Origin of the sequence: Streptomyces lydicamycinicus, assembly GCF_000829715.2 — a bacterium.
Classification (GTDB): domain Bacteria; phylum Actinomycetota; class Actinomycetes; order Streptomycetales; family Streptomycetaceae; genus Streptomyces; species Streptomyces lydicamycinicus.
Genome location: NZ_BBNO01000007.1, coordinates 408000 through 431176, shown reverse-complemented (window position 1 = coordinate 431176; position 23177 = coordinate 408000). Strand labels below are relative to the sequence as shown.

The following is a 23177-nucleotide window of genomic DNA, read 5'->3' as shown; positions in this document are numbered from 1 at the left end:
CTGGGACGAGGTAGCCGCCCAGGCGGGCCGACGGATCAGGGAGCTGCGCTGTGCTCTATCAGGTGCTGAAGTACCTTCTTCTCGGGCCCCTGCTGCGGCTGGTGTTCCGGCCGCGTATCGAGGGGCTGGAGCATGTGCCGGAAGAGGGCGCGGCCATCATCGCGAGCAATCATCTGTCGTTCGCCGATCACTTCGTGATGCCGGCGATCGTGCCGCGCCGGGTGACGTTTCTGGCCAAGGCGGAGTACTTCACCGGGCCCGGTCTGAAGGGGCGGCTGACCGCGGCGTTCTTCCGGGGGGTCGGGCAGATTCCGGTCGACCGGTCCGGCGGCCGCGCCTCGCGGGCGGCGCTCTCCTCGGGGCTCGCCGTCCTGCGCAAGGGCCGGCTTCTCGGCATCTACCCGGAGGGCACCCGCTCGCACGACGGACGGCTCTACAAGGGGCGTACCGGCGTCGCCTCGATGGCCGTCACCGCGGGGGTGCCGGTGGTGCCGTGCGCGATGATCGGCACATTCGAGGCACAGCCGACGGGCCGGCGGCTGCCGCGCGCCATGCGGATCACCATCCGCTTCGGCGCGCCACTGGACTTCTCGCGCTATGCCGGGCTGGCGGACGAACGCACCGCGCTGCGTGCCGTCACCGACGAGATCATGTACGCGATCCTCACCCTGTCCGGGCAGGAGTACGTCGACACCTACGCGGGCGAGGCCAAGGCCGAGGCGCAGGCACAGGCGCGGGCACAGGGGCGGCGGGGGCACGGGGGCGGGAAGGGGCCCGCGCGCTGAGCGGCGGCGCGGGTCCGGCGTCCGGGGGGTGCCTTGCGCCGAGGGCGAACCGTGCGGCGGGCATGGCCTGACGGTCCGTAGGGTCCCGGCATGACCTCAGGCAGCGCAGTGGTGATCGGGGCGAGTGGACAGATCGGGCGCGCGGCGGTGCGGGCCCTGGCGCGGGACGGCTGGGAGGTACGGGCCGCGTCACGGAACGGCGGACGCGACGCCTCGTGGCCCGGGGAGGTCCGCGCGGTCGCGATGGACCGGGAGGACGACACGGCACTGGCCGGGCTGATCGGCGAGGGCTGTGACGTACTGCTGGACTGTGTGGCGTACGGCGCCGCGCACGCGGAGCAGCTGACATCCCTGGCGGACCGAATCGGGTCGGCCGTGGTGATCTCCAGTTGCGTGGTGTACGAGGACGACCGCGGGCGCAGCTTCGCGACGATGGAGGAACCGGACGGCTTCCCGGTCTATCCGCTGCCCGTCCCGGAGTCCCAGCCGACCGTGCGGCCGGGCGACGAGGACTACGGCACCCGCAAGGCCGCCCTGGAACAGGCCCTGCTGGCGCTGGGCGACCGGCTGCCCGTGACGCTGCTGCGGGCCTGCGCCGTGCACGGCCCGTACAGTCCGCTGCCCCGGGAGCTGTACTTCGTCAAGCGGGTGCTGGACGGGCGCCGGGTGCGGGTGCTCGCGTACGGCGGCAAGAGCCGCTTCCATCCGGTGCATGTCGACAACCTCGCGGAGCTGGTCCGGCTGGCGGCCCGCCGGCCGGGCTCGCGGGTGCTCAACGCGGCCGATCCGCAGGCGCCGACGGTGGCCGAGATCTCGGCGGCGGTGGATGCGGCGATGGGCGCGCCGCGGAGCGAGATCGTGACGGTGGACGGCCCCCCGCCGTCGTCCGACGTCGGCGAAACCCCGTGGTCCGTCCCGCATCCGCTGGTCTACGACATGACCGCGGCGGAGCGGGAGTTGGGCTATCGCGCGGTGACGACATACGAGGAGTCGCTTCCCACGACGGTGGCCTGGCTGGCCGACCAGGTCAAGGGGCGGGACTGGTGGGAGGTGTTCCCGCGGATGGCCGGCTTCTATCCGGACGAGAAGCTGTTCGGGTACGCGGCCGAGGACCGGTGGCTGGCCGAGCGGGGCGGGCAGCGCTGAGGACCGCACCGGCCGGTGATATCCGTTCGCGGGGCGCGCGGCCGGCCCGTACCTTGATCGCTGTGAAGCAATGGATACGGGGGTGCCGACGATGAGCGCCCGGCTGCGTGGCATGGCTCAGGAGACGGAGCGGATCGTCGCGGCGGGTGCGTACCGCACCCCGAGCGGACGGCTGGTGGAGATCGCGGCGGCGGTCGGACGGGCCCGGGCCGGCACCCGGCTGTACGGTCCGGAGCCGGTCGCCGTGGCGGGGCCGCCACCGGGCGTGGACACGGTCTTCGAGGTGACGGGGGAAGGCAGTCTCACGGCGGGGCGGCGGCTGGCCGAGTCGGGCCCGGGCCCGCTCGCCGTGCTGAACTTCGCCTCGGCGCGCAATCCCGGCGGCGGCTATCTCAACGGCGCGCAGGCCCAGGAGGAGGCGCTGTGCCGTGGGTCGGCGCTCTACGCCTGTGTGCGCGAGGCCCCGGACTTCTACGGCGCCCATCGGGCCGACCCCAGCCCCTTCTACAGCGACCGGGTGATCCTCTCCCCCGGCGTCCCGGTGTTCCGCGACGACCGCGGCAGGCTGCTCGATGTGCCGTACGAGGCGGGCTTCCTGACGGCCGCGGCACCGAACGCCGGGGTGATCGCCCGGCGCAGCCCGGACGGGACGGGGCGGATCGCGGCGGCGCTGGGCGTACGGGCGGAGCGGGTGCTGGAGGTCGCGGCGGCCGGTGGGCACCGTCAGCTGGTGCTCGGTGCCTGGGGCTGCGGGGTGTTCCGTAATGAACCGGCCGATGTGGCACGGGCGTTCGCGGCGGCCTTGCTGGACGGCGGCCGGTTCGCCGGCTGGTTCGACCGGGTCGTGTTCGCCGTGCTGGACCGCCGGGAGGACTCCCCGACCAGGGCCGCCTTCGCCGAGGTCTTTCCGGCCTGAGCGCCGGAGCGGGGAGGCGGGCCGAAACGACAGGGGCGGCCGGGAGAATTCCCGGCCGCCCCTGCGTGCCGTCATGGGGTGCCGGCAGCGTTCATGCCGGCACCGTTCATGCCGTCATCATCAGTGCACGGCGGGCACGTCCAAAGCCCCCAGGAGGGACTTCGCCGCCGACAGCTTGCTGGGCTTGGGCGTGGCGTGCGGGGCGCAGGTCACGTCCTTGGCGTCGGTCTTTCCGGACAGGAAGTAGGCGTCGACCCGGTCGTTGATGCAGGGGTTGACCTGACCGGTGACACCGTGCGATCCGGCGTCCCGCTCGGTGATCAGACGGGAGCCCTTGAGGCGACGGTGCAGCTCGACCGCGCCGCCGTAGGGGGTGGCCGCGTCACGGACGCTCTGCACGATCAGCACGTTCGGCAGACCCTTGCCGGTCTTGACGTCGACCGGCCGCTGCTGCTTGACGGGCCAGGTGGCGCAGGGCAGGTTCATCCAGGCGTTGGACCAGGTCATGAACGGTGCCTGCTGGTGGATGCGGGTGTTGTCGCGGTCCCACTTCTTCCAGCTGGTGGGCCACTTGGCGTCGGTGCACTCGACGGCCGTGTAGACGGCGTTGCCGTTCTCCGAGGCGATGTTGCCCGCGGTGTCCTTGAGGTTCGGACCGGCGTTCTCCACCAGCGGCTTGCTGTCACCGGTGAGGTACGCGCTCCAGACCTCGGCGACCGAGGCCCACATGGAGTCGTAGTACGGAGCGTTCTGGAAGAAACCGGTCAGCTCGGCCGGGCCCACGACACCGCCGATGGGCTTCTTCTTGGCGGTCGCCCGCAGCTTCTCCCAGGCCGCCTGGACCTTCTTGGGGGTGTTGCCGATGTGGTACGTGGCGTCGTTCTTGGCCACCCACTTCTTCCAGTCGCCCCAGCGGGTCTCGAACGCGAGGTCCTGGTCGAGGTTGGCCTGGTACCAGACCCTCTCGCGGGAGGGGTCGACGACGCTGTCGACGAGCATCCGGCGCACGTGCCCCGGGAAGAGCGTCGCGTAGACCGCGCCCAGGTAGGTGCCGTAGGAGACGCCCAGGTAGTTGAGCTTCTTCTCACCGAGCGCGGCGCGGATCACGTCCATGTCGCGGGCGGTGTTCGGGGTCGTCATGTACGGCAGCAGGCGGCCGCTGCGCTCGGCGCAGCCCTCGGCGTACTGCTTGGCGAGCTTGCGCTGGGCGCGCTTGTCGGCCTCGCTGTCCGGCACCGGATCGGCCTTGGGCGCCTTGACGAACTCCTGCGGGTCCATGCAGGAGATCGGCGCGGAGTGGCCGACGCCGCGGGGGTCAAAGCCGACGAAGTCATACGCCTTCGCGGTCTTGGCCCAGAGCGGGTTCTTGGTGGTGATGCGGGTCGGGAACTTCATGCCCGAACCGCCGGGGCCACCGGGGTTGTAGAGGAGGGAGCCCTGGTGCTGCTCCTTGCCGCCGGTGCCGAGGGCACGGTCGACGGCGATCTTGATGGTGCGGCCGTTCGGCCGGGCGTAGTCGACCGGGACGGTGACATAGCCGCACTGGACCGGCGACTTGAGGCCCCAGTCCGCGGGGCAGTCCTGCCAGTCGATGCCCTTCTTGGCTGCGCGCGCGGCGGCGGTGGCCACACCGCGTGCTTCGGCCGAACCGCGCTGGTGCTGCTCACCCGCCTGGGCGGGCGTGGCGGTTATCGCTCCGGCGAGAAGCGCGCCGGAGACCAGAGTTCCGGCGGCGCCGAGCGCTGCTGTTTTTCTCACGTGGTCAATTCCCCCTGCATGGTGCGCCACTTGTGGCGGCGTTGATCACAGGCTTACAGAGGGATCCTGTCGTGCGCCGTCCCCTCCTGAACAGGTTTGGCCCACACTTCTTTACCAACCTGTAGGTTTCTTGCCCCGCCGCCGGCGGTGCGCCCGGGCCCGGACCGGCCGCGGCCGAACGGCCGGTCCTCGCAGGGGAACCTCACCATTCCGGCCAAGGCCGCCGCCCCATGACGAACTTTCCCCCGCCATTCGGACCCCGCGGTGGCATCCTCAACTCGGTCCGGACTTACGGCCGATGCCGGACGGAGAAGGCGAACCAGCAGGCCGGGCGGTTCGACAGGGCGCGCAGCACGGTGGGCGAGCTGCCGGAGCGCGGTACGGCGCGATGGCCGCCAAGGGGGCGCGCAGGGGCGAGAATACGTCAATTGCCGTAGACCTGCCCCACAGGCATGTGCCAGCCGCACAGCTTCAGTAACCTTCCGTGAAGGCTCTCCCACTCACTGCCACGGGAGGGCTTCGGCGTTTTCGCGCTGTCAGAGTTGTCGCGAAGGAGATCCGAAGTGCCGGGTATCGATCAGGTGTTGTCCCAGGCAATGGGGATCCCGGGCGTTCTGGGCGCCGGACTGATCGACTGGACCAGTGGTCTCACACTCGGCACGGCGGGGCAGGCTCCGCACGGCGATCATGATGCGGCCGCCGCCGACACCGCCGAGGTGGTGCAGGCCGTGGCCCGCAACGCCACCTTCGACACCTCGGGCGCCGGCGGCCCGGCCCTCGAAGACCTGATCATCACGGCCGAGAGCAGCTACCACCTCATCCGTTTTGTGCACACGGCCTTCGACAGCCAGACCTACCTCTACCTCTGGCTGGACCGTACCCAGGCCAATCTCGCCGTCGCGCGGCTCCGGCTGCGCGATCTGGCGGCGGAGCTGGTCGCGCCCTGAGCACGCGCTCCGCCACACCGCACGCACGTTAAAGGAACCAGCCATGGGCCTGCCCATATCCCCTCCCCCGCCCGCACCGGCAGGGCTGCTCGACCGGTGCGCCGCCGAGCGGGTCACCGGCGCCCTCCGTGGTCCGCACGGCTGCTTCTACCTTCTCGACGGCGCGGTCTACTGCGTCGAGGGCACCGCCGCCCCCGGTCTCGACATCCTCCTCATCGCGGCCGGCAAGGTGCCGCCACAGGGCTGGCAGTACGCCGTCGAGCGGGCGGGGCCACAGCAGCAGGTCGCTCAAATCCTGGTCAGCGAGGGCTGGTTGACCCAGAGCGAACTGGAGATATGCCATCTCGCCGCCCTGCTCGACGCGGCGTTCTTCGCCCTGCCGCTGCCGCCCGAGTCCACCTCCTTCACGCCCGGGACCGCCCATTGGCTGGGTGTCGTACGGCCGATCAGCGCCGGCGCACTCCAGCAGGCGACGGCCCGCCGCCGGGCGCTGCTCGACCGGCTCCACCCGTGGGCGGCGGTCGACTCCTCCCCCGTCATACCCGTCCGGCCGCGCACCTCGGCCGCCCCCACCACGGGCCGGCAGCGGCGGCTGCTCGACCGCGCCGACGGCCGGCACACCCCGCAGGAACTGGCCCGGCTGCTGGGCCAGTCCGCGTTCGCGACCCTGCTCGACATCCGCCGTCTCGCGGCCGCCGGCCTCGTCCAACTGCCCCCGGCACCGACGGCGCTCCCCCGGCGCCGGCCCGGCGCCTGCCTGGACGGGCCCGACGCCCCCGCCTCCGAGGGACACCCCACCCCGACCTGGCAACTACCGGTTCCGGACCTGCTCGATACCGCCGATCCGGATATTGCCCTCCTTGTCCGACTGCGTACGGCGCTGGAGGAAAACCTGTGAGCCCTGACGCACGAAGACGGTGCACACCATGAGGCGCGTCATCGGAAAACGCGCCCGGAAAAGGAGACTGATGACGATCGAACCCCGGATACGGGATGAATTGCACACACTGCGCGATCAAGTGCGCCATTTCCAGGGCGGGATGGTCGCGAGTGTGGACGGCATGGTGATCGCCCACGATCTGCCGGATATCGAACCGGACGGGCTGGCCGCGCTCACCGCCGCCGCGATCGGCGTTGCCAAACGCCTCACCGAGGCGACCGGCCAGGGCGCCTTCGAGGAATCCCTGACCCGCGGTGCCACCGGCTACATAGCCGCCTATTCGGCCGGGCGCCGCGCGGTCCTCACGGCCGTGGCCAGCACGGACACCAACGTGGGGCGGCTGCATCTCCAGGCCCGGAAGGCCGCCGAACGCATCGGCGCCCTCGTGGACGCGGCGCCCCACCGATAAGAGCACACCCCCGACACGACAACGCCCCCACCGTCCCCGCACGCATGCAGAAACCCCCGGAACGCGTGACACCTCGACACCCCGGAATCCCGGAACCGCGCAACCCCGGAACCGCTGAAACACCGTCAAGAAATCGAAAGGTCTGACCCCTCATGGCTCAAATGGAAACCGCTCTCGCCGACGCGATGTCGACCATCGAGGGCGCGGTCGGCGTCGCCCTGGTCGACTACACCAGCGGTATGGCACTGGCCACCCTGGGCGACAATCAGGCGCTGGACCTCAATATCGCGGCGGCCGGCAATACCGATGTCGTACGCGCCAAGATGCGCACCATGGAGATGCTGGAACTCCAGGGCTCCATTGAGGACATGCTCATCACCCTGACCGCCCAGTACCACATCATCCGCCCGGTGACGGGCAAGAACGGCGGTGGTCTCTTCCTCTATCTGGTGCTGGACCGCAAGCGCGCCAATCTCGCACTCGCGCGCCACCGCCTCGCCCGGCTGGAGGCCGACCTGGAGGTCTGAGCCGGCCCGCCCCGTCACCGCCGCCGTCACCCGGCGGCGGCACTCCGGGCGGCCTCGTCCAGGAGGCGCCGCAGCCGGAGCGCGTCCGGGGCGACGGCCGTGGCCAGGGCCGCGGGACCGGCGAGCGGTGCCAGTACGCCCTGCCCCGCGCCGTCGCCGGACCGCTCCCCCGCCGCCTCGCCCAGCAGCCGCACCTCGGCCGGACACTGGTCGAACTCCGGTTTCACCACAAGGAGTTGGCCGAGGGCGCGGTGTCCGTCCAGCACGGCCGAGGTGTCCCAGCCGGGGGCGCCGGGCCCGTACGCCGTCTCCTGGTCGAGCAGGGTCCGGCCGCCCCGGCGGACGACGATCCGGCTGCGCAGCGCGCCGGTCTCCTCGCCGCTGCGTCCCAGGACCTGCTCCTCGCGCAGTACCAGGTGGGCGGTGGGAGCCAGTTCGACGGTGGTGGTCATCCGCAGTGCGCTGCCGGCCGCGGAGATCAGCGGTTCGGGCAGCCAGTCGAGCCGGGCACCGTCGTCCACCCTCAGCCGCACGTCGTAGGTGGCGTGGTCGGCCGTGCGGCCGGGCAGCGCGACGGTCGCGGCGGCGGCCGTGAGGTGCAGTGCGGCGCCCGCCTCTGCGGTGGCTTCGATGGCCAGCCGGTCACCGCCGAGGGGAGCGCTCATGGCGCCCACGACACAGACCCGGGCCTGTCCGCCGGGCCCGCGGACCCGGCGCAGCGCGAACGGGCCGTCGCCGTCGAGGACCGGCAGCCGGGTGGCGCCGCCTTCCTCGTCAACCCGCGCGACGATACGGGCGGTGGCCCGCAGACCGGCGGCCGGAGCGGCGGCGGTCTGCGGCGGTGTGCGGAGCGCGGTGGTCATGCCGGGCCCGCGGCCCAGTCGGCCAGCCGCTCCCGGACCCACTCCGTCACGGGACGGACGCCGTTCTCCGACTTCAGCGCGGTGAAGACGACCGGCAGCTCGCCGCGCTGGGCCTTGGCGTCGCGGGCCATGCCTTCCAGGTCGACGCCGACGTACGGAGCGAGGTCGGTCTTGTTGACGACGAGCAGGTCGGAGGTGGTGACGCCGGGCCCGCCCTTGCGGGGGATGTCATCGCCGCCGGCGACGTCGATGACGAAGATCTGGGCGTCGACCAGGCCCTTGGAGAAGGTCGCGGTGAGGTTGTCGCCGCCGGATTCGACCAGCACGAGATCGAGCGGGCCGACCGCCTCCTCCAGGTCCTCGACGGCTTCGAGGTTGGCGGAGATGTCGTCGCGGATGGCGGTGTGCGGGCAGGCGCCGGTCTCGACTGCGGAGATCCGCTCGGCGGGCAGCACCGCCTCGCGGAGCAGGAATTCGGCGTCCTCGCGGGTGTAGATGTCGTTGGTGACGACGGCGAGGGACAGCTCGTCGCGCAGGGCGCGGCAGAGCGCGGCGACGGTGGCGGTCTTGCCGGTGCCGACCGGACCGCCCAGCCCGATGCGCAGGGCCCGCCGGGTGCCGCTCCGCTGCGCTCCGCCTCGGCTCTCCTTTCGCTCCTTGGCTGCCGAGCCGGCCCGTACGGGCTCGGGCGCGCTGTAGGTGTGGCGCTCGGGGAAGGTGTCCTTGTGGTCGAGGTGCATGGTCACTCCGGTGGTGGGTGCGGCCGCGGGCGGTGGTGGGGTCCGGCAGGAGGGCCGGCGGGTCAGGAGGCGAAGAGGCGTACCGGCCAGGCAGCGTGCTGTTGGGCGGTGATGTCGAGCAGCGGCGCGGAGGCCGCGGGCAGTGCGCCGACTCCTTCGGCCGCGACCCGCCGCGCGGCTTCGGCGCCCTGCTCCGCGACCCGGTCGAGGTCGGCGGTGAGGCGGGCGAGCACGGCGGTGGCGTCGAAGGGGTCCAGGCTCAGCAGCCGGACCGCCGCGGTGGCCGGGCCGCTGATGTTCTCGTAGGCGACGGCGTACGCGGCATCGAGCGGCGGCAGACCGGCGGACCGGGCGGCCAGGCCGAGGACGACGGGCTGGTGGGCGCCGCGGGGACGGGCCGTGGCGAGTGCGTCGAGGGCGGCGCTCGGCCAGGTGGCGCGGGCCGCCCGCATCATCTGCCGGCCGAGCCGCCGGGCGACCTGCCGCAGCGCCGGGACGGGGGTACGGGCGTCGGCGGCGTCGTCCAGAAGGAGCGGGTCGTGGCCGGCCGCGGCCGCGGCGGCGAGGCCCGCGGCGACCAGGCCAGCGGTGTGCAGCCGGCCCCGGCAGAAGCTCTCCAGGGTGGCGGCGTCCTTGATGCGTCCCGCGGCGACGGCCGGTTCGGCGCCGCCCGAGTGGGCGTGCCCGCCGGCGGGGAACCGGCCGTCGGCGAGGACGAGCAGCGCTGCGCGGCTCATCGGGGGTACATGCCCTTCGTCGGGGTGCTCATGGGTGTCCCCTCAGAAGAGGAAGTACCGCTGCGTCATGGGAAGTTCGGCGGCGGGGCGGGGTTCGACCACCTCGTCGTCGATGGTCACGGTGAAGGTGTCCGGGTCGACCTGGACGCGCGGCAGGGCATCGTTGTTGCGCATATCGGCCTTGGTGACGCCGCGGGTGCTGCGGATCGCCTCGAAGGACTTGGCCAGCGGGAGGCGCTCGGGAAGACCGTCCGCCAGTGCCTGCGGGGCGACGAAGTTGACCGAGTTGCTGCCCGGGGCCCGGCCGGTGGCGCCGAACATCGGGCGGGGCAGGACCGGCTGCGGGGTGGGGATGGAGGCGTTGGCGTCACCCATCTGCGCATAGGCGATCTGGCCGCCCTTGATGACCAGCTGCGGTTTCACGCCGAAGAACGCCGGGTCCCACAGCACGAGGTCGGCGAGCTTGCCCGCTTCGACGGAGCCGACGAGGTGGTCGATGCCCTGGGCGATGGCCGCGTTGAGGGTGTACTTCGCGACATAGCGGCGGGCCCGGTGGTTGTCCGCGGCGCCGTCGCCGGGCAGCGCGCCGCGGCGCCGCTTCATCACGTGCGCGGTCTGCCAGGTGCGCAGTACGACCTCGCCGATCCGGCCCATGGCCTGGGCGTCCGAGGCCATGATCGAGATGGCGCCGAGGTCGTGCAGGATGTCCTCGGCGGCGATGGTGGAGGGCCGGATCCGGGATTCGGCGAACGCCAGGTCCTCGGGGACCGCGGGGTTGAGGTGGTGACAGACCATCAGCATGTCGAGGTGTTCCTCGACGGTGTTGACGGTGTGCGGCCGGGTGGGGTTGGTGGAGGCGGGCAGGACGTTCGGCTCGGAGACCATCGCGATCATGTCGGGGGCGTGGCCGCCACCGGCGCCCTCGACATGGAAGGCGTGGATCGAACGGCCCGCGATGGCGGCGAGGGTGTCACCGAGGAAGCCGGCCTCGTTGAGGGTGTCGGTGTGGATCGCGAGCTGTGCGCCGCTCTCCTCGCAGACGGTCAGACAGGCGTCGAGGACGGCGGGGGTGGCACCCCAGTCCTCATGGATCTTGAATCCGAGGACCCCGGCCCGCAGCTGGTCGCGCATCGACGCGAGGGAGGTGGTGTTGCCCTTGCCGAGGAGACCGACGTTGACCGGGAGCGAGTCCATCGACTCCAGCAGCCGGGCGATATGCCAGGCGCCGGGGGTGATGGTGGTGGCCTTGCTGCCCTCGGCGGGTCCGGTGCCGCCGCCGATCATCGTGGTGACGCCGGAGGCCAGCGCCTCGTCCGCCTGCTGCGGGCAGATGAAGTGCACATGGGTGTCGATGGCACCGGCGGTGAGGATCTTGCCGTTGCCCGCGATGACCTCGGTCTCCGGGCCGATGACCAGGTCGGGGTGGACGCCGTCCATGGTCTCGGGGTTGCCGGCCTTGCCCAGGGCGGCGATCCGGCCGTCACGGATGCCGACGTCGGCCTTAACGATGCCCCAGTGGTCGAGCACGACCGCGCCGGTGATCACGGTGTCGGGGGTGCCCTCGGCGCGGGTGGCGCGGGACTGGCCCATCGATTCACGGATCACCTTGCCGCCACCGAAGACAGCCTCGTCGCCGGCCCGGCCGGGGCCGCCCGAGCGGTCCTCGGTGATCTCGATGAGGAGGTCGGTGTCGGCGAGCCGGATGCGGTCGCCGGCGGTCGGGCCGAAGAGGTCGGCGTACGCCTGGCGGGTGAGTTCAGCCATCGAGGGTTCCTCCGGTCTCGCCCCGCAGGCCCATGACGATGCGCTTGCCCCCGATGGGGACGAGTTCGACCTCGGTGGGGATGCCGGGCTCGAAGCGCACGGCGGAGCCGGCCGGGACGTTCAGCCGCTTGCCGTGCGCGGCCGCACGATCGAAGTCGAGGCCGGGATTGGCCTCGGCGAAGTGGTAGTGGGAGCCGACCTGGACGGGGCGGTCGGCGGCGTTGAGGACGGTCAGCCGCGTGCGGGGCATGCCTTCGTTGAGGCGCACCGGCTCGTCGGCGTGGAGGATCTGGCCCGGGATCATGTTCTGCTCTCCCCGTTCAGTTGATGGGTTCGTGAACGGTGACGAGCTTGGTGCCGTCGGGGAAGGTGGCTTCGACCTGTACGTCGTGGATCATCTCGGGGACGCCGTCCATGACCTCGTCGCGGGTGAGCACCTTGCGGCCGGAGGACATCAGCTCGGCGACGGTACGGCCGTCCCGGGCGCCTTCGAGGATGTGCACGGTGAGGAGCGCGATCGACTCGGGGTGGTTCAGCTTCACCCCCCGGGAGCGGCGCTTTTCAGCCACGTCTGCCGCCACATGAATCATCAGGCGCTCCTGTTCATGCGGGGTCAGTTGCATACCTTCCACCTCACAGTCTTCCCGCCCGGACACATTCGCCCAGGTCACAGGCGTGGGCACACCCGTGTCGATAGATGTACCACGCAGTAATTAAAGGAGGAGCAAACCGACTTTCAGCACTTGGCCATCAAGCGCCCCACACCAGGAGGCTAGTTCGGCGGGATTTCAGCGGCGTTACAGCCAGGGACCTGTCGACACCCCTTCTTTCCCCTGGCGTAACGCGGCGTTATCACCGCCCGTTACGGCACGGCCACCCTCTCCCGCAGCGGCTGGCGACCCGTCACACCCCGGGCCGCACAAGCAATTCGCTGGCGAATTCCACCCCTTGAAGCCCGCGCGGGCGCACGGAACAGATGACTGCCATGCGCCATGAAACGCCACTATCGGCGTAAACCAGACCCGGCCCGCTCGCCGAACACAACTGTCCGGTATGCGCTCTTGACGGTTTGCAAAGTGATCGCAATTCTCATGTGCGCGTCAAACAGCTCCATCCCCCCACACCAGTATCGGAGCAAACACAGTGACTCGTTCCACGCGAATACGCCGGGCCGCGCTGGCCACGGGCGCCGTCGCCGCCGTTGCCGCCACCGTCTTCACCGCGGCCGGCGCCTACGCCGGGACCGCGCCGGCGGCCGCCCCGGACATCGACGTCGAGGCCGTCAAGGGCGATCTGGACCAGCTCCAGTCGATCGCCGACGCCAACGGCGGCAACCGCGCCCACGGACAGCCGGGCTACAAGGCGTCCGTCGACTACATCAAGGGCAAGCTCGACAAGGCCGGATTCACCACCAAGGTCGAGGAGTTCGACGGCAGCGGCGCCAAGGGCTACAACCTGGTCGCCGACTGGCCGGGCGGCGACGAGAGCAAGACCGTGATGGCCGGCGCCCACCTGGACTCGGTCCCCGACGGCCCCGGCATCAACGACAACGGCTCGGGTTCGGCCGGCATCCTGGAGGTGGCGCTCGCCGTCGCCAAGGCGGAGCTGAAGCCCACCAAGCACCTCCGGTTCGCCTGGTTCGGCGACGAAGAGGACGGCATGGTTGGCTCGCAGGCCTACGTCGACAAGCTCGGCGCCGACAAGTCGAAGATCGACTCGTATCTGAACTTCGACATGATCGGCTCACCGAACCCGGGCTACTTCGTCTACGACGACGACACCCGCCTGGAGAAGGTCTTCAAGGACTTCTTCGCCAAGAAGAACATCGCCACCGAGAAGGAGACCGAGGGCGACGGCCGCTCGGACCACGCCTCCTTCAAGGACGCGGGCATCGCCGTCGGCGGCCTCTTCTCCGGCGCCGACTACAAGAAGACCGAGGAGCAGGCGAAGAACTGGGGCGGCGAGGCCGGCAAGGCCTTCGACGCCTGCTACCACCAGTCCTGCGACACCTCGAAGAACATCGACGACAAGGCGCTGGACAACAACACCGACGCCATCGCCCACGCGCTGTGGGAGCTCAGCTCCTGAACCACCCGCACCCCCGCACGGTCAGCACCAGCTGACCGTCAGCTCTCGCGACCCGGCCGCCGGTCCCCGGCAGCCGGGTCGCGGTGTTCCGCGGCGATCCCGAACCGCCGCCGTTCGCCCGGAGCGGACGGGAACTGCCGCACGGTCGAGACCGTGCTGATCACCTGCTCGTCCTCCGCACCCTGCTCACGCCGCCCGAGCTCATCAAGAAGCTCCAGGTCAGCGGCGGATACCAGCGCCACCAGCGGTTTGCCGTGCCGGGTGACGACCACCCGCTCACCGCCGTAGACAACGCGGTTGATCAGATCCGCCAGCTCCGCCCGGGCTTGCGTCACCGGAATTTCGTAGGCCATGCTCCCATTCTAACTGGACGTACATCCTGTACATTTTTTACAGAGAGAGGAGCAAGCTCATGCTGCGACCGATGGCCCGCTATGTCCTTCCCGAGTTCACCGAGCGCACGTCCCAGGGGACGCGCACCATGGACCCGTACTCCAAGCTGCTCAGTGAGCGCATCATCTTCCTGGGCACCCCGGTCGACGACGCCTCCGCCAACGATGTGATGGCGCAGTTCATCCACCTCGAACACGCCGCGCCCGACCAGGACATCTCGCTCTACATCAACTCCCCCGGCGGCTCCTTCACGGCGATGACCGCCATCTACGACACGATGCGCTTCGTGTCGTGCGATGTGCAGACCATCTGCCTGGGGCAGGCCGCCTCCGCCGCCGCGGTACTGCTGGCCGCCGGCACCCCCGGCAAGCGACTGGCCCTGCCCGGCGCCCGGATCCTGATCCACCAGCCGTCGCTCCACGAGCCGATCCAGGGCCAGGCCACCGATCTCCAGATCGAGGCCGAGGAGTTGCTGCGCACCCGGGACATGCTGGAGCGGATGCTGGCGGAGCACACCGGACAGCCCCGGGAGCGGATCGCCGCCGATATCGAGCGCGACAAGATCTTCGACGCCGAAGCCGCCCGAGAGTACGGCCTGATCGACGGGCTCACCCGTCAGCGCAAGCAGTCCGTCCCCCAACTCGGCGCGCGGTGAGCCCGGATGCTGCTGCCGGAACTGCCGCCACTGCCCGCCCTGACGCGGGCCGAGGGTGAGCTGATCGACCGCTACCTGGAGGTGCTCGACCTGCTGGGCAGGATCAACCCGGCCCGGGGCGGCGACACCTACACCGGGCTGCGGGCCGCCCAGGCACTGGTCGGCAAGGCCGCCGGACTGCGCGACGCGCTGACGCTGATGCACGACCGGGGCGAGAGCGAACTGCACCGCGAGACCTTGGCCCGGGCGCTCCGGGTACTGGAGGGCGAGCGCCGGGCCGGGCTCGTGATGGTGCCGCCGGCCACGGAGAGTTGACGCGACACGCACACGGGGCTGCGCATACGGCGTAGCGTCCGGGCCCGATGTGAGGAGGCGACGAATTGCGCAGGGAGACACAATTCCTTGGACCTTGGATGTTTCGTCCCTGGTCCAGAGGGTGCGACGCCCCGCGCCTTGGCACTTGACGGAACAAAAGTAACCATTCAGGCGAAGTGTGACCCATGTCACATACGGCATTTTCAGCTCGGAATTCCGGTGGCGGGTGCGTGACGATCCCTTCGACGGCAAGACCCCGCCACAGCGACGGGGCGGTCCGGACGGGCGCCTAATCCCGCCGCCGTACCGGATGTCCGGTCGACGTTGTGGATCGGCGGGAGCGGAGGACCCGAGCAGGACGGGGTCCCGGCCTGACGGCCGAGGGCTCCTTGGGGTGAAGCCGTACGCACGGCCGGGCATCTTCGCCTGCCCGAACCCGACAGGTCTTCCTTCGCAGGCGGCTGACGAAGGGTTTGCGCATGACTGTGCGCATGCATACGCCGAATCTGCTGGCGCGCGCCGGCACCGTCACCGCTCTGACGCTGGTCACCCTGGGCGGGACAACCGTCGCCCCGGGAGAGACCGGGAACGCCGAAGCCGCCTCCGTGTCCGCCTACGCGCTGCGGATCGCGGCCTCCAAAAGGGGCGCGCCCTACCAGTACGGCGCCCAAGGGCCGTACCGCTTCGACTGTTCGGGGCTGACGCTGTACTCGTTCAAGCGCGCCGGGCGGGCCCTGCCCCGTACCGCCGCCGAGCAGTACGTCCGCACCCGGCATCTCCCGGCCTCCCTGCGCAGACGCGGTGACCTGGTCTTCTTCCGTTCCGCACGCGGCATTTACCACGTCGGCATCTACGCGGGCCGGGACCGGATGTGGCATGCCCCCAAGGCCGGGAGCGTGGTGCGGCTGGAACGGATCTGGAGCGGCGCGGTCTCCTACGGACGTGTGGGCTGACCGGAATTTCGTCTCACGTGTGATCAATTCACAGTGGGATTGGCGCACTTGGTGTGCCCTTGAAAGGCGCGGCCGGCCTAGGGCCCGTGCCCGTCCTTCAGGCCAGCGCGACCTCGACGAGCAGGATGCCGCCCAGCGTGGTGAGCAGCGCTCCGGTGACGGCTTCCAGCGCTTGGGTGACCCGTGGGCGGCGCAGCCAGCTGCCCAGGCGGTCGACCAGCAGCGCGACGGCCGGGAACCACACCAGCGCCATGGCGACGACCATCGTCGCGAGCAGCAGCGTACGGGGCAGCGCGGGCTCGCCGGCCGGGACGAACTGCGGGAGCAGGCTGAGGAAGAGGACCGGTGCCTTGGGGTTGAGGGCGTTGGTCAGGAAGCCCTGGCGCAGGCTCCGCGCGGTGCCCGGGCGAGCGGCCGGGGCGTCGGCCGGTGCCGCGGCAGGGCCGGTCGCGGCACCGTCGGGCGTCCCCCTGCGGCGGACGGCCGCGACCAGCGCACCGACACCGAGGTACAACAGATAGACCCCGCCCAGGAGTTGGACGGCGCCGAAGAGCGCGGGCACGGCGACCAGCACGGCCGCGAGCCCGGCCACCGCCAGTGCGGTGTGCACCAGCAGCCCGCCCGCCACTCCGACGGCGGCCGCCACCCCCGCCCGGCGCGAGTCGAGCGCGTTGCGCACCACGACCGCGAAGTCCGCGCCCGGCATGGCGACCATGCCCGCGGCGACTCCGGTGAAGGCGATCAGCTGTCCGTCCATGGGAGCAGTTTCGCTGGTCAGAGCCTTTAATGGGGAGTGGCAATGTTCTTGGGGGGCCTAAAGAGGTTCTTATGTACGACCCCACGCGGCTGGCCGCTCTGGTGGCGGTGGCGGAGGCCGGTTCGATCAGCAGAGCCGCCGACCGGCTGGGCTACACCGCGCCCGCGCTCTCCCAGCAGCTCGCCAAGTTGGAGCGGGAGGCCGGTACGGCGCTGCTGGTGCGCCACCACCGCGGGGCACGGCTGACGGCGGCCGGTGAGCTGCTGCTCGTACGGGCCCGGCGGGTGCTCGACGAGCTGGATCAGGCGCGGCACGAGCTGTCCCGGCTGACGGGGCTGTCCGGCGGCCGGCTGCGGGTCGGCACGTTCATGACCGCCGGGACGCATCTGCTGCCGCCCGCGCTCAGCGCGTTCCGGCGAGCGCACCCCGATGTGGAGCTGAGCGTCATCGAGTACGTGCCTCCGCAGGCCACCGCGGCGGTGGCGCTGGGCGAGGTCGACCTGGCCCTGACGCACACGTATGTGCCGGGCGAGGCGATGCCGCCGCCGGAGGGGGTGCGGCTCGAACCGCTGCTGACCGAGGAACTGGTGCTGGTCACCGCGCCCGGCCACGCCCTGTCGGCCGGCGCCGGACGTCTGCCGCTCGCCGAGCTGGCCGGTCAGCCGCTGGTCAGCATGGCACCGGCCAACCCGAACCGGCGTGCCGTGGAGGCGGTGCTGGCGGCCGCCGGGGCGAGCGTGGCGGTGCGCTGCGAGTCGCCGAGCTATGCGGTGGTGTGTGCGCTGGTGAGCGCGGGGCTCGGGGTGGCGGTGGTCCCGGAGATGATGGCGGAGGGCTCGGTGACCCCGCTGGGTGTCCGCCGGCTGGACCCGCCGGAACTGCTCCGCCGGATCTCGGTGGCCTACCGCCCCGACGGCGGCGCCCCGGCCGCGGACACCTTGCGCGCCCTGTTGCGCGGGGCCTTCACCCGCCACGTCCCCGCGCCGTAGTCCCAGGTGTCGGGTGCGGCAGAGGTGGTCAGCGGACCGCGTTCTGCCACGGCACGGTGATCCATACGGTCTTCCCGCCGGACTCGGTGGGGACGACCGAGAGCCGGCCGCCGGCTTCCGCGGCGAGGCAGCGGATGATGACCAGACCCCGGCCGTTGTCCTGCTGGACGGCGGCGGGTAGCCGGCGCGGGCGGCGGGGATGGCTGTCGGTGATGCCGACCCGCAGCTGTTCGTCGCGCTCCAGCCGCAGCTCGACGGTGAAGTCCGGTGACCGGCCGACGGTGTGCACGACGGCGTTGGTCGCGAGTTCGGAGACGATCAGCCGGAGGGAGTCGGCGAGTGCGGAGCCGGCGGGCAGGCCCCATTCGGCGAGCACGGCGAGGGCGTGGGTGCGGGCGGTGCGGACCGAGGCGGGGGCGCTCGGCAGAGTCAGTGAGGATGCTTGGTGGTCTGCCATCGAGGCGCCGTCCCTTTCCCACCGAGGCCCGGGTCCGGTGCGCACCGGAGCCGGGATGCCGCTCCGGACACCGGTGCGGCCTCGGGCTTCTGCTGGGCAGCCAGACTGCCACCCCCGCCGGCGATGAGATACCCGATCCACCCACATATACGGAGCCCTATCGCTCGTTGCGGTGAACTCTGCCACACGAGACCGGATTTGGGAGCACCGCACCAGCGGGGTTCGGATGCTTCCGGGCCGGTGGCGGCGGCCGCCCCCGGGCCGGAACGCCGTACGCGTCAGGCCGTCGGCGCCGTGGCCACGATCGTGCCGACCGCCGTGTCGAGCTGAGCATCCGTCAGGTCCGCGCGGGCGGTGAGCCGCAGCCGGGAGATCCCGTCGGGCACGGACGGCGGCCGGAAGCAGCCGACCGCGAGTCCGGCCGCACGGCAGTCGGCGGCCCAGCGGACCGCCGCCTCCGGCGAGGGGGCGCGGACCGAGACCACCGCGGCGTCCGGCCGGACCGCGGCCAGCCCCGCCGCGGTGAGCCGTTCGTGCAGCTCCCGTGCGACCTGGCCGGCCCGGGCGGCGCGCTGTGGTTCGCGGCGCAGCAGTTGTAGCGCGGTCAGGGCGCCGCCGGCCGCGGCCGGGGCGAGTCCGGTGTCGAAGATGAACGACCGGGCGGTGTTGACCAGGTGCTCGATGACCCGGGCCGGGCCGAGCACCGCACCGCCCTGGGAGCCGAGGGACTTGGAGAGCGTCACGGTGGTCACCACATCGCCGTCACCGGCGAGCCCGGCGGCCCACAGCGCGCCGCGGCCCCCGTCGCCCAGGACGCCCAGGCCGTGCGCGTCATCGACGAGCAGCGCGGCGCCAGCGGCCCGGCAGACCTCGGCGAGCGCGGGCAGCGGCGCGGCGTCGCCGTCGACCGAGAACACCGAGTCGGTCACGGCGAGCGCCCGGCCGTCGTGGCCGGTCAGCGCCGCGCGCACGGCCTCGGGGTCGGCGTGCGGGGCCACTTCGGTACGGGCCCGGGAGAGCCGGCAGCCGTCGATGAGGGAGGCGTGGTTGCCCGCGTCGGAGACGAGCAGGGTGCCGGGGGCGGTGAGCGCGGTGACGGCGGCGAGGTTCGCGGCATAACCGGACGACAGCACCAAAGCGGCCTCGAAGCCGCAGAACGCGGCGAGTTCCGCCTCCAGCCGGGCGTGCAGCTCGGTGCTGCCGGTGACCAGCCGGGAGCCGGTGGCACCGGCTCCCCAGCGGTGCGCGGCGGCGGCCGCACCGCGGGTGACCTCGGGGTGCCGGGCGAGTCCGAGATAGTCGTTGCTGGCCAGATCGAGCAGCGGGGAGTCGGCGGGGCGGGGGCGCAGCGTGCGGACCAGACCGGCACGATGGCGTGCGGCGCGGGCCGTGTCGATCCAGTCGAACGCCGCGTCGTACACCGGCCGGGAGGCAGCGGCGGGGGGCTCGCCGGGGGTCGCCGGCGCGGTGTCGTGGAGCAGCGACGGGGCGGAGTCCTGCGGCATCGGCGTCCTTCGTCTGTCGGCCTCGATTGTCGGCTGTCGATAGACGTTAGCGGTCGTTCCGCACGCTCACGGTGTGGTGATACACACACCTCGATCGGGGCTCGTTGTGGAGATCCTCCTTGGCCGGAGGCGGTGGCGTACGCCAGGATCAACGCCATGGACCTGCTGAACACACTGGTGGACAAGGGACTGCGGCGCGAGTTGCCGACCCGCGAAGAGGCGCTGGCCGTGCTGGCGACCTCCGATGACGAACTGCTCGATGTCGTGGCCGCGGCCGGAAAGGTGCGCCGCCAGTGGTTCGGGCGGCGGGTCAAACTCAACTATCTCGTCAACCTCAAGTCGGGTCTGTGCCCCGAGGACTGCTCGTACTGCTCCCAGCGGCTGGGCTCGAAGGCCGAGATCCTCAAGTACACCTGGCTCAAGCCGGATGACGCCTCCAAGGCGGCGGCCGCCGGGGTGGCCGGCGGCGCCAAGCGCGTCTGTCTGGTGGCCAGTGGCCGGGGCCCCACGGACAAGGACGTGGACCGCGTCTCGGAGACCATCTCCGCCATCAAGGAGCAGAACGAGGGCGTGGAGGTCTGCGCCTGTCTCGGTCTGCTCTCCGACGGCCAGGCCGGCCGGCTGCGCGCGGCGGGCGCCGATGCGTACAACCACAACCTGAACACCTCGGAAGCCACCTACGGCGACATCTGCACCACACATGACTTCTCGGACCGGGTGTCCACCGTCCAGCAGGCCCAGGCGGCCGGTATGTCCGCCTGCTCCGGGCTGATCGCCGGTATGGGGGAGAGCGACGCCGACCTCGTCGATGTGGTCTTCGCACTGCGCGAACTGGACCCGGACTCGGTCCCGGTCAACTTTCTGATCCCCTTCGAGGGCACCCCGCTCGCCAAGGAGTGGAACCTCACTCCGCAGCGTGCGCTGCGGATCCTGGCGATGGTGCGGTTCGTCTGCCCGGACATCGAGGTACGGCTGGCCGGCGGCCGCGAGGTCCATCTGCGCAGTCTCCAGCCGCTCGCCCTGCACCTGGTCAACTCCATCTTCCTCGGCGACTATCTGACCAGTGAGGGCCAGGCCGGCAAGGACGACCTCGCGATGATCGCGGACGCCGGGTTCGAGGTCGAGGGCACGGACACCACGACACTGCCGGAGCACCGCAGGCAGGACTGCGGCGCGGCGGCGGCCGACGAGGCCGACGACGCGGACGGCGACTCCGAGGAGATCGCCGCCACCGTCCCGGCACCGTCCGACGACACCCGCCGTGATCTGGTCTCGGTGCGCCGCCGCGGTGCCGGTACCGACCTGCCGCCCAATGCCTGAGCCGCTCACCCCCGGCGAACTGCTCGCGCTCGACCGGCAGCATGTGTGGCATCCGTACGGGCCGATGCCCGGCCGGACCGCACCGCTGCTGGTGGAGTCCGCGTCCGGTGTCCGGCTCCGGCTGGCCGAACCGGTCGAGGGTCAGGACGAGTTGGTGGACGGCATGTCGTCCTGGTGGTCGGCGGTGCACGGCTACAACCACCCGGTCCTCAATGACGCCGCACAGAGCCAGTTGGGGCGGATGAGCCATGTGATGTTCGGCGGGCTGACCCATGAGCCGGCCGTCCGGCTGACGAAGCGGCTGGTCGACATCACCCCGGAGCCGCTGGAACATGTCTTCCTCGCCGACTCCGGTTCGGTGTCGGTCGAGGTCGCCGTCAAGATGTGCCTCCAGTATTGGCGCTCGCTCGGGAAGCCGCGCAAACAGCGGCTGCTGACCTGGCGGGGCGGCTATCACGGCGACACCTGGCAGCCGATGTCGGTGTGCGATCCGGACGGCGGAATGCATGAGCTGTGGCAGGGGGTGCTGCCGCGGCAGATCTTCGCGGACACCCCGCCGGCCGGCTTCGACGCGGCGCCGGACGAGGCGTATGCCGCGCAGCTGCGCGAGCTGATCGCCCGGCACGCCGAGGAGCTGGCGGCGGTGATCGTGGAGCCCGTGGTGCAGGGGGCGGGCGGGATGTCGTTCCACTCCCCCGGCTATCTGCGGGTGCTGCGGGAGGCCTGCGACGCCCATGGCGTGCTGCTCGTCTTCGACGAGATCGCCACCGGCTTCGGCCGTACGGGCGCCCTGTTCGCCGCTGAACATGCGGGCGTCGCGCCCGATGTGATGTGCCTGGGCAAGGCTCTGACCGGCGGATATCTCACCCTGGCGGCGACGCTGTGCACGGCGGCGGTGGCGGACGGGATCTCCCGCGGCGCACTGCCGGTGCTGGCGCACGGCCCGACTTTCATGGGCAATCCGCTGGCCGCTGCCGTCGCCGATGCCTCGATCGAACTGCTGCTGTCCCAGGACTGGGCGCAGGAGGTCAAGCGGATCGAGGCCGGGCTGGTGAACGGTCTGGCCCCGGCCCGGAGCGTCGCCGGGGTGCGTGACGTGCGGGTGCTCGGCGCGATCGGCGTCGTCCAGCTCGACCACGAGGTGGACATGGCGGCCGCGACCCGGGCGGCGGTCCGGGAGGGCGTATGGCTGCGTCCGTTCCGGGATCTGATCTACACCATGCCGCCGTACATCACCGGCGACGACGATGTGGCCCGCATCTGCGCCGCGGTGTGCGCGGCGGCGCGCGAGGGCTGACCGTACGGGCGGCGGTGGCCGGGTGTCCGCGCCCCCGCCGCCCGGCGCCGCCGCCTGCGCCCCGGTACCGGTGCCGGTACGCACCGGGCACCCAGCAACATTCCCAGTCATTGCGCGCGGGATCGGCCGCGCAGAGTCGGAGGCACAACCATGTCGGTGCTGTTCGTGACGGGCACGGGCACGGAGATCGGCAAGACCGTGACCACGGCCGCGATCGCCGCGGCGGCGCTCGCCCGGGGCCGTTCGGTGGCCGTGCTCAAGCCGGCCCAGACCGGCGTCACGGCCCATGAGCCGGGTGATGTGGCGGAGGTCGAGCGGCTGGCCGGCCCGGTCACCGGCGTCGAACTCGCCCGCTTTCCGGAGCCGTTGGCGCCCGCGACGGCCGCGCTGCGGGCCGGGCTGCCGCCGGTCGGGCCGCGGGACATCGCCGAGGCCGTCGCCAAACTGGCCGCCTCGCACGACCTGGTGCTGGTCGAGGGCGCGGGCGGGCTGCTGGTCCGCTTCGACGCGGACGGCCATACGCTCGCCGACGCCGCGCGGCTGGCCGGGGCCCCCGTCCTGGTGGTCGCCCAGGCGGGCCTGGGCACCCTCAACGCCACCGCGCTGACCGCGCTGGCCCTGCGCTCGTACGGGCTCGACTCCCCGGGCGTCGTCATCGGCAGCTGGCCGGCCGAGCCCGACCTCGCGTCCCGCTGCAATCTGGCGGACCTACCGGACGCCGCGGACGCCCCGCTCCTCGGCGTGGTCCCGGAGGGCTCCGGCGGGCTCGCGCCCCACGCCTTCCGCACCGCGGCCCCGGACTGGCTGGCTCCGGCGCTCGGCGGATCGGGCGCGTTCGACATCCCCTCGTGACGGTGGTGCGGCCTCGGCACACCGCCGTACGCGCCGCGCGGTGCGCGAGGACGGGAGACGTACG

Annotated in this window: 26 protein-coding genes and 1 riboswitch; of the genes, 15 read left to right on the top strand and 11 right to left on the bottom strand. The window is 71.7% G+C overall.

Annotation, left to right across the window (positions count from 1 at the left end):
* The first annotated feature begins 50 nt into the window (after positions 1–50).
* The 3 genes from TU31_RS24420 to TU31_RS24410 all read left to right on the top strand — a co-directional run bounded on the left by TU31_RS24420 (position 51) and on the right by TU31_RS24410 (position 2847).
* Positions 51–785, top strand: coding sequence for a lysophospholipid acyltransferase family protein (locus tag TU31_RS24420; RefSeq protein WP_042158221.1), 735 nt, complete (start codon positions 51–53; stop codon positions 783–785).
* Positions 786–875: 90 nt separating this feature from the next.
* Positions 876–1931 carry an NAD-dependent epimerase/dehydratase family protein gene (locus TU31_RS24415; protein ID WP_042158220.1) on the top strand — a complete coding sequence of 352 codons (1056 nt, stop codon included), beginning with the start codon at positions 876–878 and terminating at the stop codon, positions 1929–1931.
* Positions 1932–2022: 91 nt separating this feature from the next.
* Complete coding sequence (locus tag TU31_RS24410) at positions 2023–2847, top strand: TIGR02452 family protein (protein ID WP_042158219.1); 825 nt, start codon at positions 2023–2025, stop codon at positions 2845–2847.
* A 120-nt stretch (positions 2848–2967) separates the two neighbouring features.
* On the opposite strand, the gene TU31_RS24405 is transcribed toward TU31_RS24410, so the two are convergent.
* Positions 2968–4605, bottom strand: coding sequence for an alpha/beta hydrolase (locus TU31_RS24405; protein ID WP_042158218.1), 1638 nt, complete (start codon positions 4603–4605; stop codon positions 2968–2970).
* Positions 4606–5168: 563 nt separating this feature from the next.
* Here TU31_RS24405 and TU31_RS24400 point away from each other — a divergent pair.
* From TU31_RS24400 to TU31_RS24385, 4 genes are all read left to right on the top strand, one after another.
* Entirely contained in the window at positions 5169–5552 is a 384-nt protein-coding gene (locus TU31_RS24400) for a hypothetical protein (protein WP_042158216.1), read from the top strand.
* A gap of 43 nt (positions 5553–5595) precedes the next feature.
* Entirely contained in the window at positions 5596–6450 is an 855-nt protein-coding gene (locus TU31_RS24395) for a hypothetical protein (RefSeq protein ID WP_042158215.1), read from the top strand.
* Between the two features lie 70 nt (positions 6451–6520).
* Complete coding sequence (locus tag TU31_RS24390; protein WP_042158214.1) at positions 6521–6901, top strand: roadblock/LC7 domain-containing protein; 381 nt, start codon at positions 6521–6523, stop codon at positions 6899–6901.
* A gap of 152 nt (positions 6902–7053) precedes the next feature.
* Positions 7054–7428, top strand: a complete 375-nt coding sequence (locus TU31_RS24385) for a roadblock/LC7 domain-containing protein (protein WP_042158213.1) — start codon at positions 7054–7056, stop codon at positions 7426–7428.
* 26 nt (positions 7429–7454) lie between these two features.
* Here TU31_RS24385 and TU31_RS24380 read toward each other — a convergent pair whose 3' ends face one another.
* The 6 genes from TU31_RS24380 to TU31_RS24355 all read right to left on the bottom strand — a co-directional run bounded on the left by TU31_RS24380 (position 7455) and on the right by TU31_RS24355 (position 12155).
* The gene (locus TU31_RS24380; RefSeq protein ID WP_042158212.1) at positions 7455–8291 is read right to left on the bottom strand and encodes an urease accessory protein UreD; all 837 of its coding nucleotides are present in this window, start codon (positions 8289–8291) and stop codon (positions 7455–7457) included.
* Positions 8288–9031 (bottom strand): urease accessory protein UreG, encoded by a 744-nt coding sequence (ureG, locus tag TU31_RS24375; RefSeq protein WP_042158210.1) that lies wholly within the window; start codon positions 9029–9031, stop codon positions 8288–8290. The genes TU31_RS24380 and ureG overlap by 4 nt, the downstream gene beginning before the upstream one ends.
* Positions 9032–9093: 62 nt before the next feature.
* On the bottom strand, positions 9094–9768 hold the full coding sequence (locus tag TU31_RS24370; RefSeq protein ID WP_042158208.1) for an urease accessory protein UreF: 675 nt from the start codon (positions 9766–9768) through the stop codon (positions 9094–9096).
* A 42-nt stretch (positions 9769–9810) separates the two neighbouring features.
* The gene (locus tag TU31_RS24365; RefSeq protein WP_042158206.1) at positions 9811–11532 is read right to left on the bottom strand and encodes an urease subunit alpha; all 1722 of its coding nucleotides are present in this window, start codon (positions 11530–11532) and stop codon (positions 9811–9813) included.
* Positions 11525–11836: an urease subunit beta gene (locus tag TU31_RS24360; protein ID WP_042158204.1), complete on the bottom strand. Its 312-nt coding sequence runs from the start codon at positions 11834–11836 to the stop codon at positions 11525–11527. The genes TU31_RS24365 and TU31_RS24360 overlap by 8 nt, the downstream gene beginning before the upstream one ends.
* A gap of 16 nt (positions 11837–11852) precedes the next feature.
* Positions 11853–12155, bottom strand: a complete 303-nt coding sequence (locus TU31_RS24355; RefSeq protein ID WP_026170153.1) for an urease subunit gamma — start codon at positions 12153–12155, stop codon at positions 11853–11855.
* A gap of 520 nt (positions 12156–12675) precedes the next feature.
* On the opposite strand from TU31_RS24355, the gene TU31_RS24350 reads away from it, so the two are divergent.
* A complete protein-coding gene (locus TU31_RS24350; RefSeq protein WP_042158202.1) occupies positions 12676–13620 on the top strand; it encodes a M28 family metallopeptidase in 945 nt (314 codons plus the stop codon).
* A gap of 38 nt (positions 13621–13658) precedes the next feature.
* Here TU31_RS24350 and TU31_RS24345 read toward each other — a convergent pair whose 3' ends face one another.
* Positions 13659–13973, bottom strand: a complete 315-nt coding sequence (locus TU31_RS24345; RefSeq protein WP_042158200.1) for a type II toxin-antitoxin system Phd/YefM family antitoxin — start codon at positions 13971–13973, stop codon at positions 13659–13661.
* A 59-nt stretch (positions 13974–14032) separates the two neighbouring features.
* Here TU31_RS24345 and TU31_RS24340 point away from each other — a divergent pair, with 59 nt between their 5' ends.
* The 3 genes from TU31_RS24340 (at position 14033) to TU31_RS24330 (ending at position 15936) form a co-directional block, all read left to right on the top strand.
* The gene (locus tag TU31_RS24340; protein ID WP_042158198.1) at positions 14033–14668 is read left to right on the top strand and encodes an ATP-dependent Clp protease proteolytic subunit; all 636 of its coding nucleotides are present in this window, start codon (positions 14033–14035) and stop codon (positions 14666–14668) included.
* A 6-nt stretch (positions 14669–14674) separates the two neighbouring features.
* The gene (locus tag TU31_RS24335; RefSeq protein WP_042158197.1) at positions 14675–14983 is read left to right on the top strand and encodes a hypothetical protein; all 309 of its coding nucleotides are present in this window, start codon (positions 14675–14677) and stop codon (positions 14981–14983) included.
* Positions 14984–15272: 289 nt separating this feature from the next.
* Positions 15273–15458: riboswitch (cyclic di-AMP (ydaO/yuaA leader) on the top strand.
* Positions 15459–15462: 4 nt separating this feature from the next.
* Positions 15463–15936, top strand: a complete 474-nt coding sequence (locus TU31_RS24330; protein ID WP_042158196.1) for a C40 family peptidase — start codon at positions 15463–15465, stop codon at positions 15934–15936.
* A 97-nt stretch (positions 15937–16033) separates the two neighbouring features.
* Here TU31_RS24330 and TU31_RS24325 read toward each other — a convergent pair whose 3' ends face one another.
* The gene (locus TU31_RS24325) at positions 16034–16693 is read right to left on the bottom strand and encodes a LysE family transporter (protein ID WP_042158195.1); all 660 of its coding nucleotides are present in this window, start codon (positions 16691–16693) and stop codon (positions 16034–16036) included.
* Between the two features lie 71 nt (positions 16694–16764).
* Here TU31_RS24325 and TU31_RS24320 point away from each other — a divergent pair, with 71 nt between their 5' ends.
* Positions 16765–17682 carry a LysR family transcriptional regulator gene (locus tag TU31_RS24320; RefSeq protein WP_042158194.1) on the top strand — a complete coding sequence of 306 codons (918 nt, stop codon included), beginning with the start codon at positions 16765–16767 and terminating at the stop codon, positions 17680–17682.
* Between the two features lie 28 nt (positions 17683–17710).
* Here the strand turns inward: TU31_RS24320 and TU31_RS24315 are convergent, their stop codons facing one another.
* Together TU31_RS24315 and TU31_RS24310 are read right to left on the bottom strand one after the other, a co-directional pair.
* Positions 17711–18139 (bottom strand): ATP-binding protein, encoded by a 429-nt coding sequence (locus TU31_RS24315; RefSeq protein ID WP_042158193.1) that lies wholly within the window; start codon positions 18137–18139, stop codon positions 17711–17713.
* A 278-nt stretch (positions 18140–18417) separates the two neighbouring features.
* A complete protein-coding gene (locus tag TU31_RS24310; protein WP_245698672.1) occupies positions 18418–19644 on the bottom strand; it encodes an 8-amino-7-oxononanoate synthase in 1227 nt (408 codons plus the stop codon).
* Positions 19645–19800: 156 nt separating this feature from the next.
* Here TU31_RS24310 and bioB point away from each other — a divergent pair, with 156 nt between their 5' ends.
* The 3 genes from bioB (at position 19801) to bioD (ending at position 23113) form a co-directional block, all read left to right on the top strand.
* Positions 19801–20964, top strand: a complete 1164-nt coding sequence (bioB, locus tag TU31_RS24305; RefSeq protein ID WP_042158192.1) for a biotin synthase BioB — start codon at positions 19801–19803, stop codon at positions 20962–20964.
* The gene (locus TU31_RS24300) at positions 20957–22261 is read left to right on the top strand and encodes an adenosylmethionine--8-amino-7-oxononanoate transaminase (RefSeq protein ID WP_042158191.1); all 1305 of its coding nucleotides are present in this window, start codon (positions 20957–20959) and stop codon (positions 22259–22261) included. Before bioB ends, TU31_RS24300 begins: the two co-directional genes overlap by 8 nt.
* Positions 22262–22411: 150 nt before the next feature.
* On the top strand, positions 22412–23113 hold the full coding sequence (bioD, locus tag TU31_RS24295; protein ID WP_042158190.1) for a dethiobiotin synthase: 702 nt from the start codon (positions 22412–22414) through the stop codon (positions 23111–23113).
* The last annotated feature ends 64 nt before the right edge of the window (positions 23114–23177 follow it).

What these genes read in the sequence shown, in the direction of transcription:
- TU31_RS24415 (WP_042158220.1), top strand. Translation starts at nt 876, where the DNA reads ATGACCTCAGGCAGCGCAGTGGTGATCGGGGCGAGTGGACAGATCGGG.
- TU31_RS24410 (WP_042158219.1), top strand. Translation starts at nt 2,023, where the DNA reads ATGAGCGCCCGGCTGCGTGGCATGGCTCAGGAGACGGAGCGGATCGTC.
- TU31_RS24395 (WP_042158215.1), top strand. Translation starts at nt 5,596, where the DNA reads ATGGGCCTGCCCATATCCCCTCCCCCGCCCGCACCGGCAGGGCTGCTC.
- TU31_RS24390 (WP_042158214.1), top strand. Translation starts at nt 6,521, where the DNA reads ATGACGATCGAACCCCGGATACGGGATGAATTGCACACACTGCGCGAT.
- TU31_RS24385 (WP_042158213.1), top strand. Translation starts at nt 7,054, where the DNA reads ATGGCTCAAATGGAAACCGCTCTCGCCGACGCGATGTCGACCATCGAG.
- TU31_RS24380 (WP_042158212.1), bottom strand. Translation starts at nt 8,291, where the DNA reads ATGACCACCGCGCTCCGCACACCGCCGCAGACCGCCGCCGCTCCGGCC.
- ureG (WP_042158210.1), bottom strand. Translation starts at nt 9,031, where the DNA reads ATGCACCTCGACCACAAGGACACCTTCCCCGAGCGCCACACCTACAGC.
- TU31_RS24370 (WP_042158208.1), bottom strand. Translation starts at nt 9,768, where the DNA reads ATGAGCCGCGCAGCGCTGCTCGTCCTCGCCGACGGCCGGTTCCCCGCC.
- TU31_RS24365 (WP_042158206.1), bottom strand. Translation starts at nt 11,532, where the DNA reads ATGGCTGAACTCACCCGCCAGGCGTACGCCGACCTCTTCGGCCCGACC.
- TU31_RS24360 (WP_042158204.1), bottom strand. Translation starts at nt 11,836, where the DNA reads ATGATCCCGGGCCAGATCCTCCACGCCGACGAGCCGGTGCGCCTCAAC.
- TU31_RS24355 (WP_026170153.1), bottom strand. Translation starts at nt 12,155, where the DNA reads ATGCAACTGACCCCGCATGAACAGGAGCGCCTGATGATTCATGTGGCG.
- TU31_RS24345 (WP_042158200.1), bottom strand. Translation starts at nt 13,973, where the DNA reads ATGGCCTACGAAATTCCGGTGACGCAAGCCCGGGCGGAGCTGGCGGAT.
- TU31_RS24340 (WP_042158198.1), top strand. Translation starts at nt 14,033, where the DNA reads ATGCTGCGACCGATGGCCCGCTATGTCCTTCCCGAGTTCACCGAGCGC.
- TU31_RS24335 (WP_042158197.1), top strand. Translation starts at nt 14,675, where the DNA reads ATGCTGCTGCCGGAACTGCCGCCACTGCCCGCCCTGACGCGGGCCGAG.
- TU31_RS24330 (WP_042158196.1), top strand. Translation starts at nt 15,463, where the DNA reads ATGACTGTGCGCATGCATACGCCGAATCTGCTGGCGCGCGCCGGCACC.
- TU31_RS24325 (WP_042158195.1), bottom strand. Translation starts at nt 16,693, where the DNA reads ATGGACGGACAGCTGATCGCCTTCACCGGAGTCGCCGCGGGCATGGTC.
- TU31_RS24320 (WP_042158194.1), top strand. Translation starts at nt 16,765, where the DNA reads ATGTACGACCCCACGCGGCTGGCCGCTCTGGTGGCGGTGGCGGAGGCC.
- TU31_RS24315 (WP_042158193.1), bottom strand. Translation starts at nt 18,139, where the DNA reads ATGGCAGACCACCAAGCATCCTCACTGACTCTGCCGAGCGCCCCCGCC.
- TU31_RS24310 (WP_245698672.1), bottom strand. Translation starts at nt 19,644, where the DNA reads ATGCCGCAGGACTCCGCCCCGTCGCTGCTCCACGACACCGCGCCGGCG.
- bioB (WP_042158192.1), top strand. Translation starts at nt 19,801, where the DNA reads ATGGACCTGCTGAACACACTGGTGGACAAGGGACTGCGGCGCGAGTTG.
- TU31_RS24300 (WP_042158191.1), top strand. Translation starts at nt 20,957, where the DNA reads ATGCCTGAGCCGCTCACCCCCGGCGAACTGCTCGCGCTCGACCGGCAG.
- bioD (WP_042158190.1), top strand. Translation starts at nt 22,412, where the DNA reads ATGTCGGTGCTGTTCGTGACGGGCACGGGCACGGAGATCGGCAAGACC.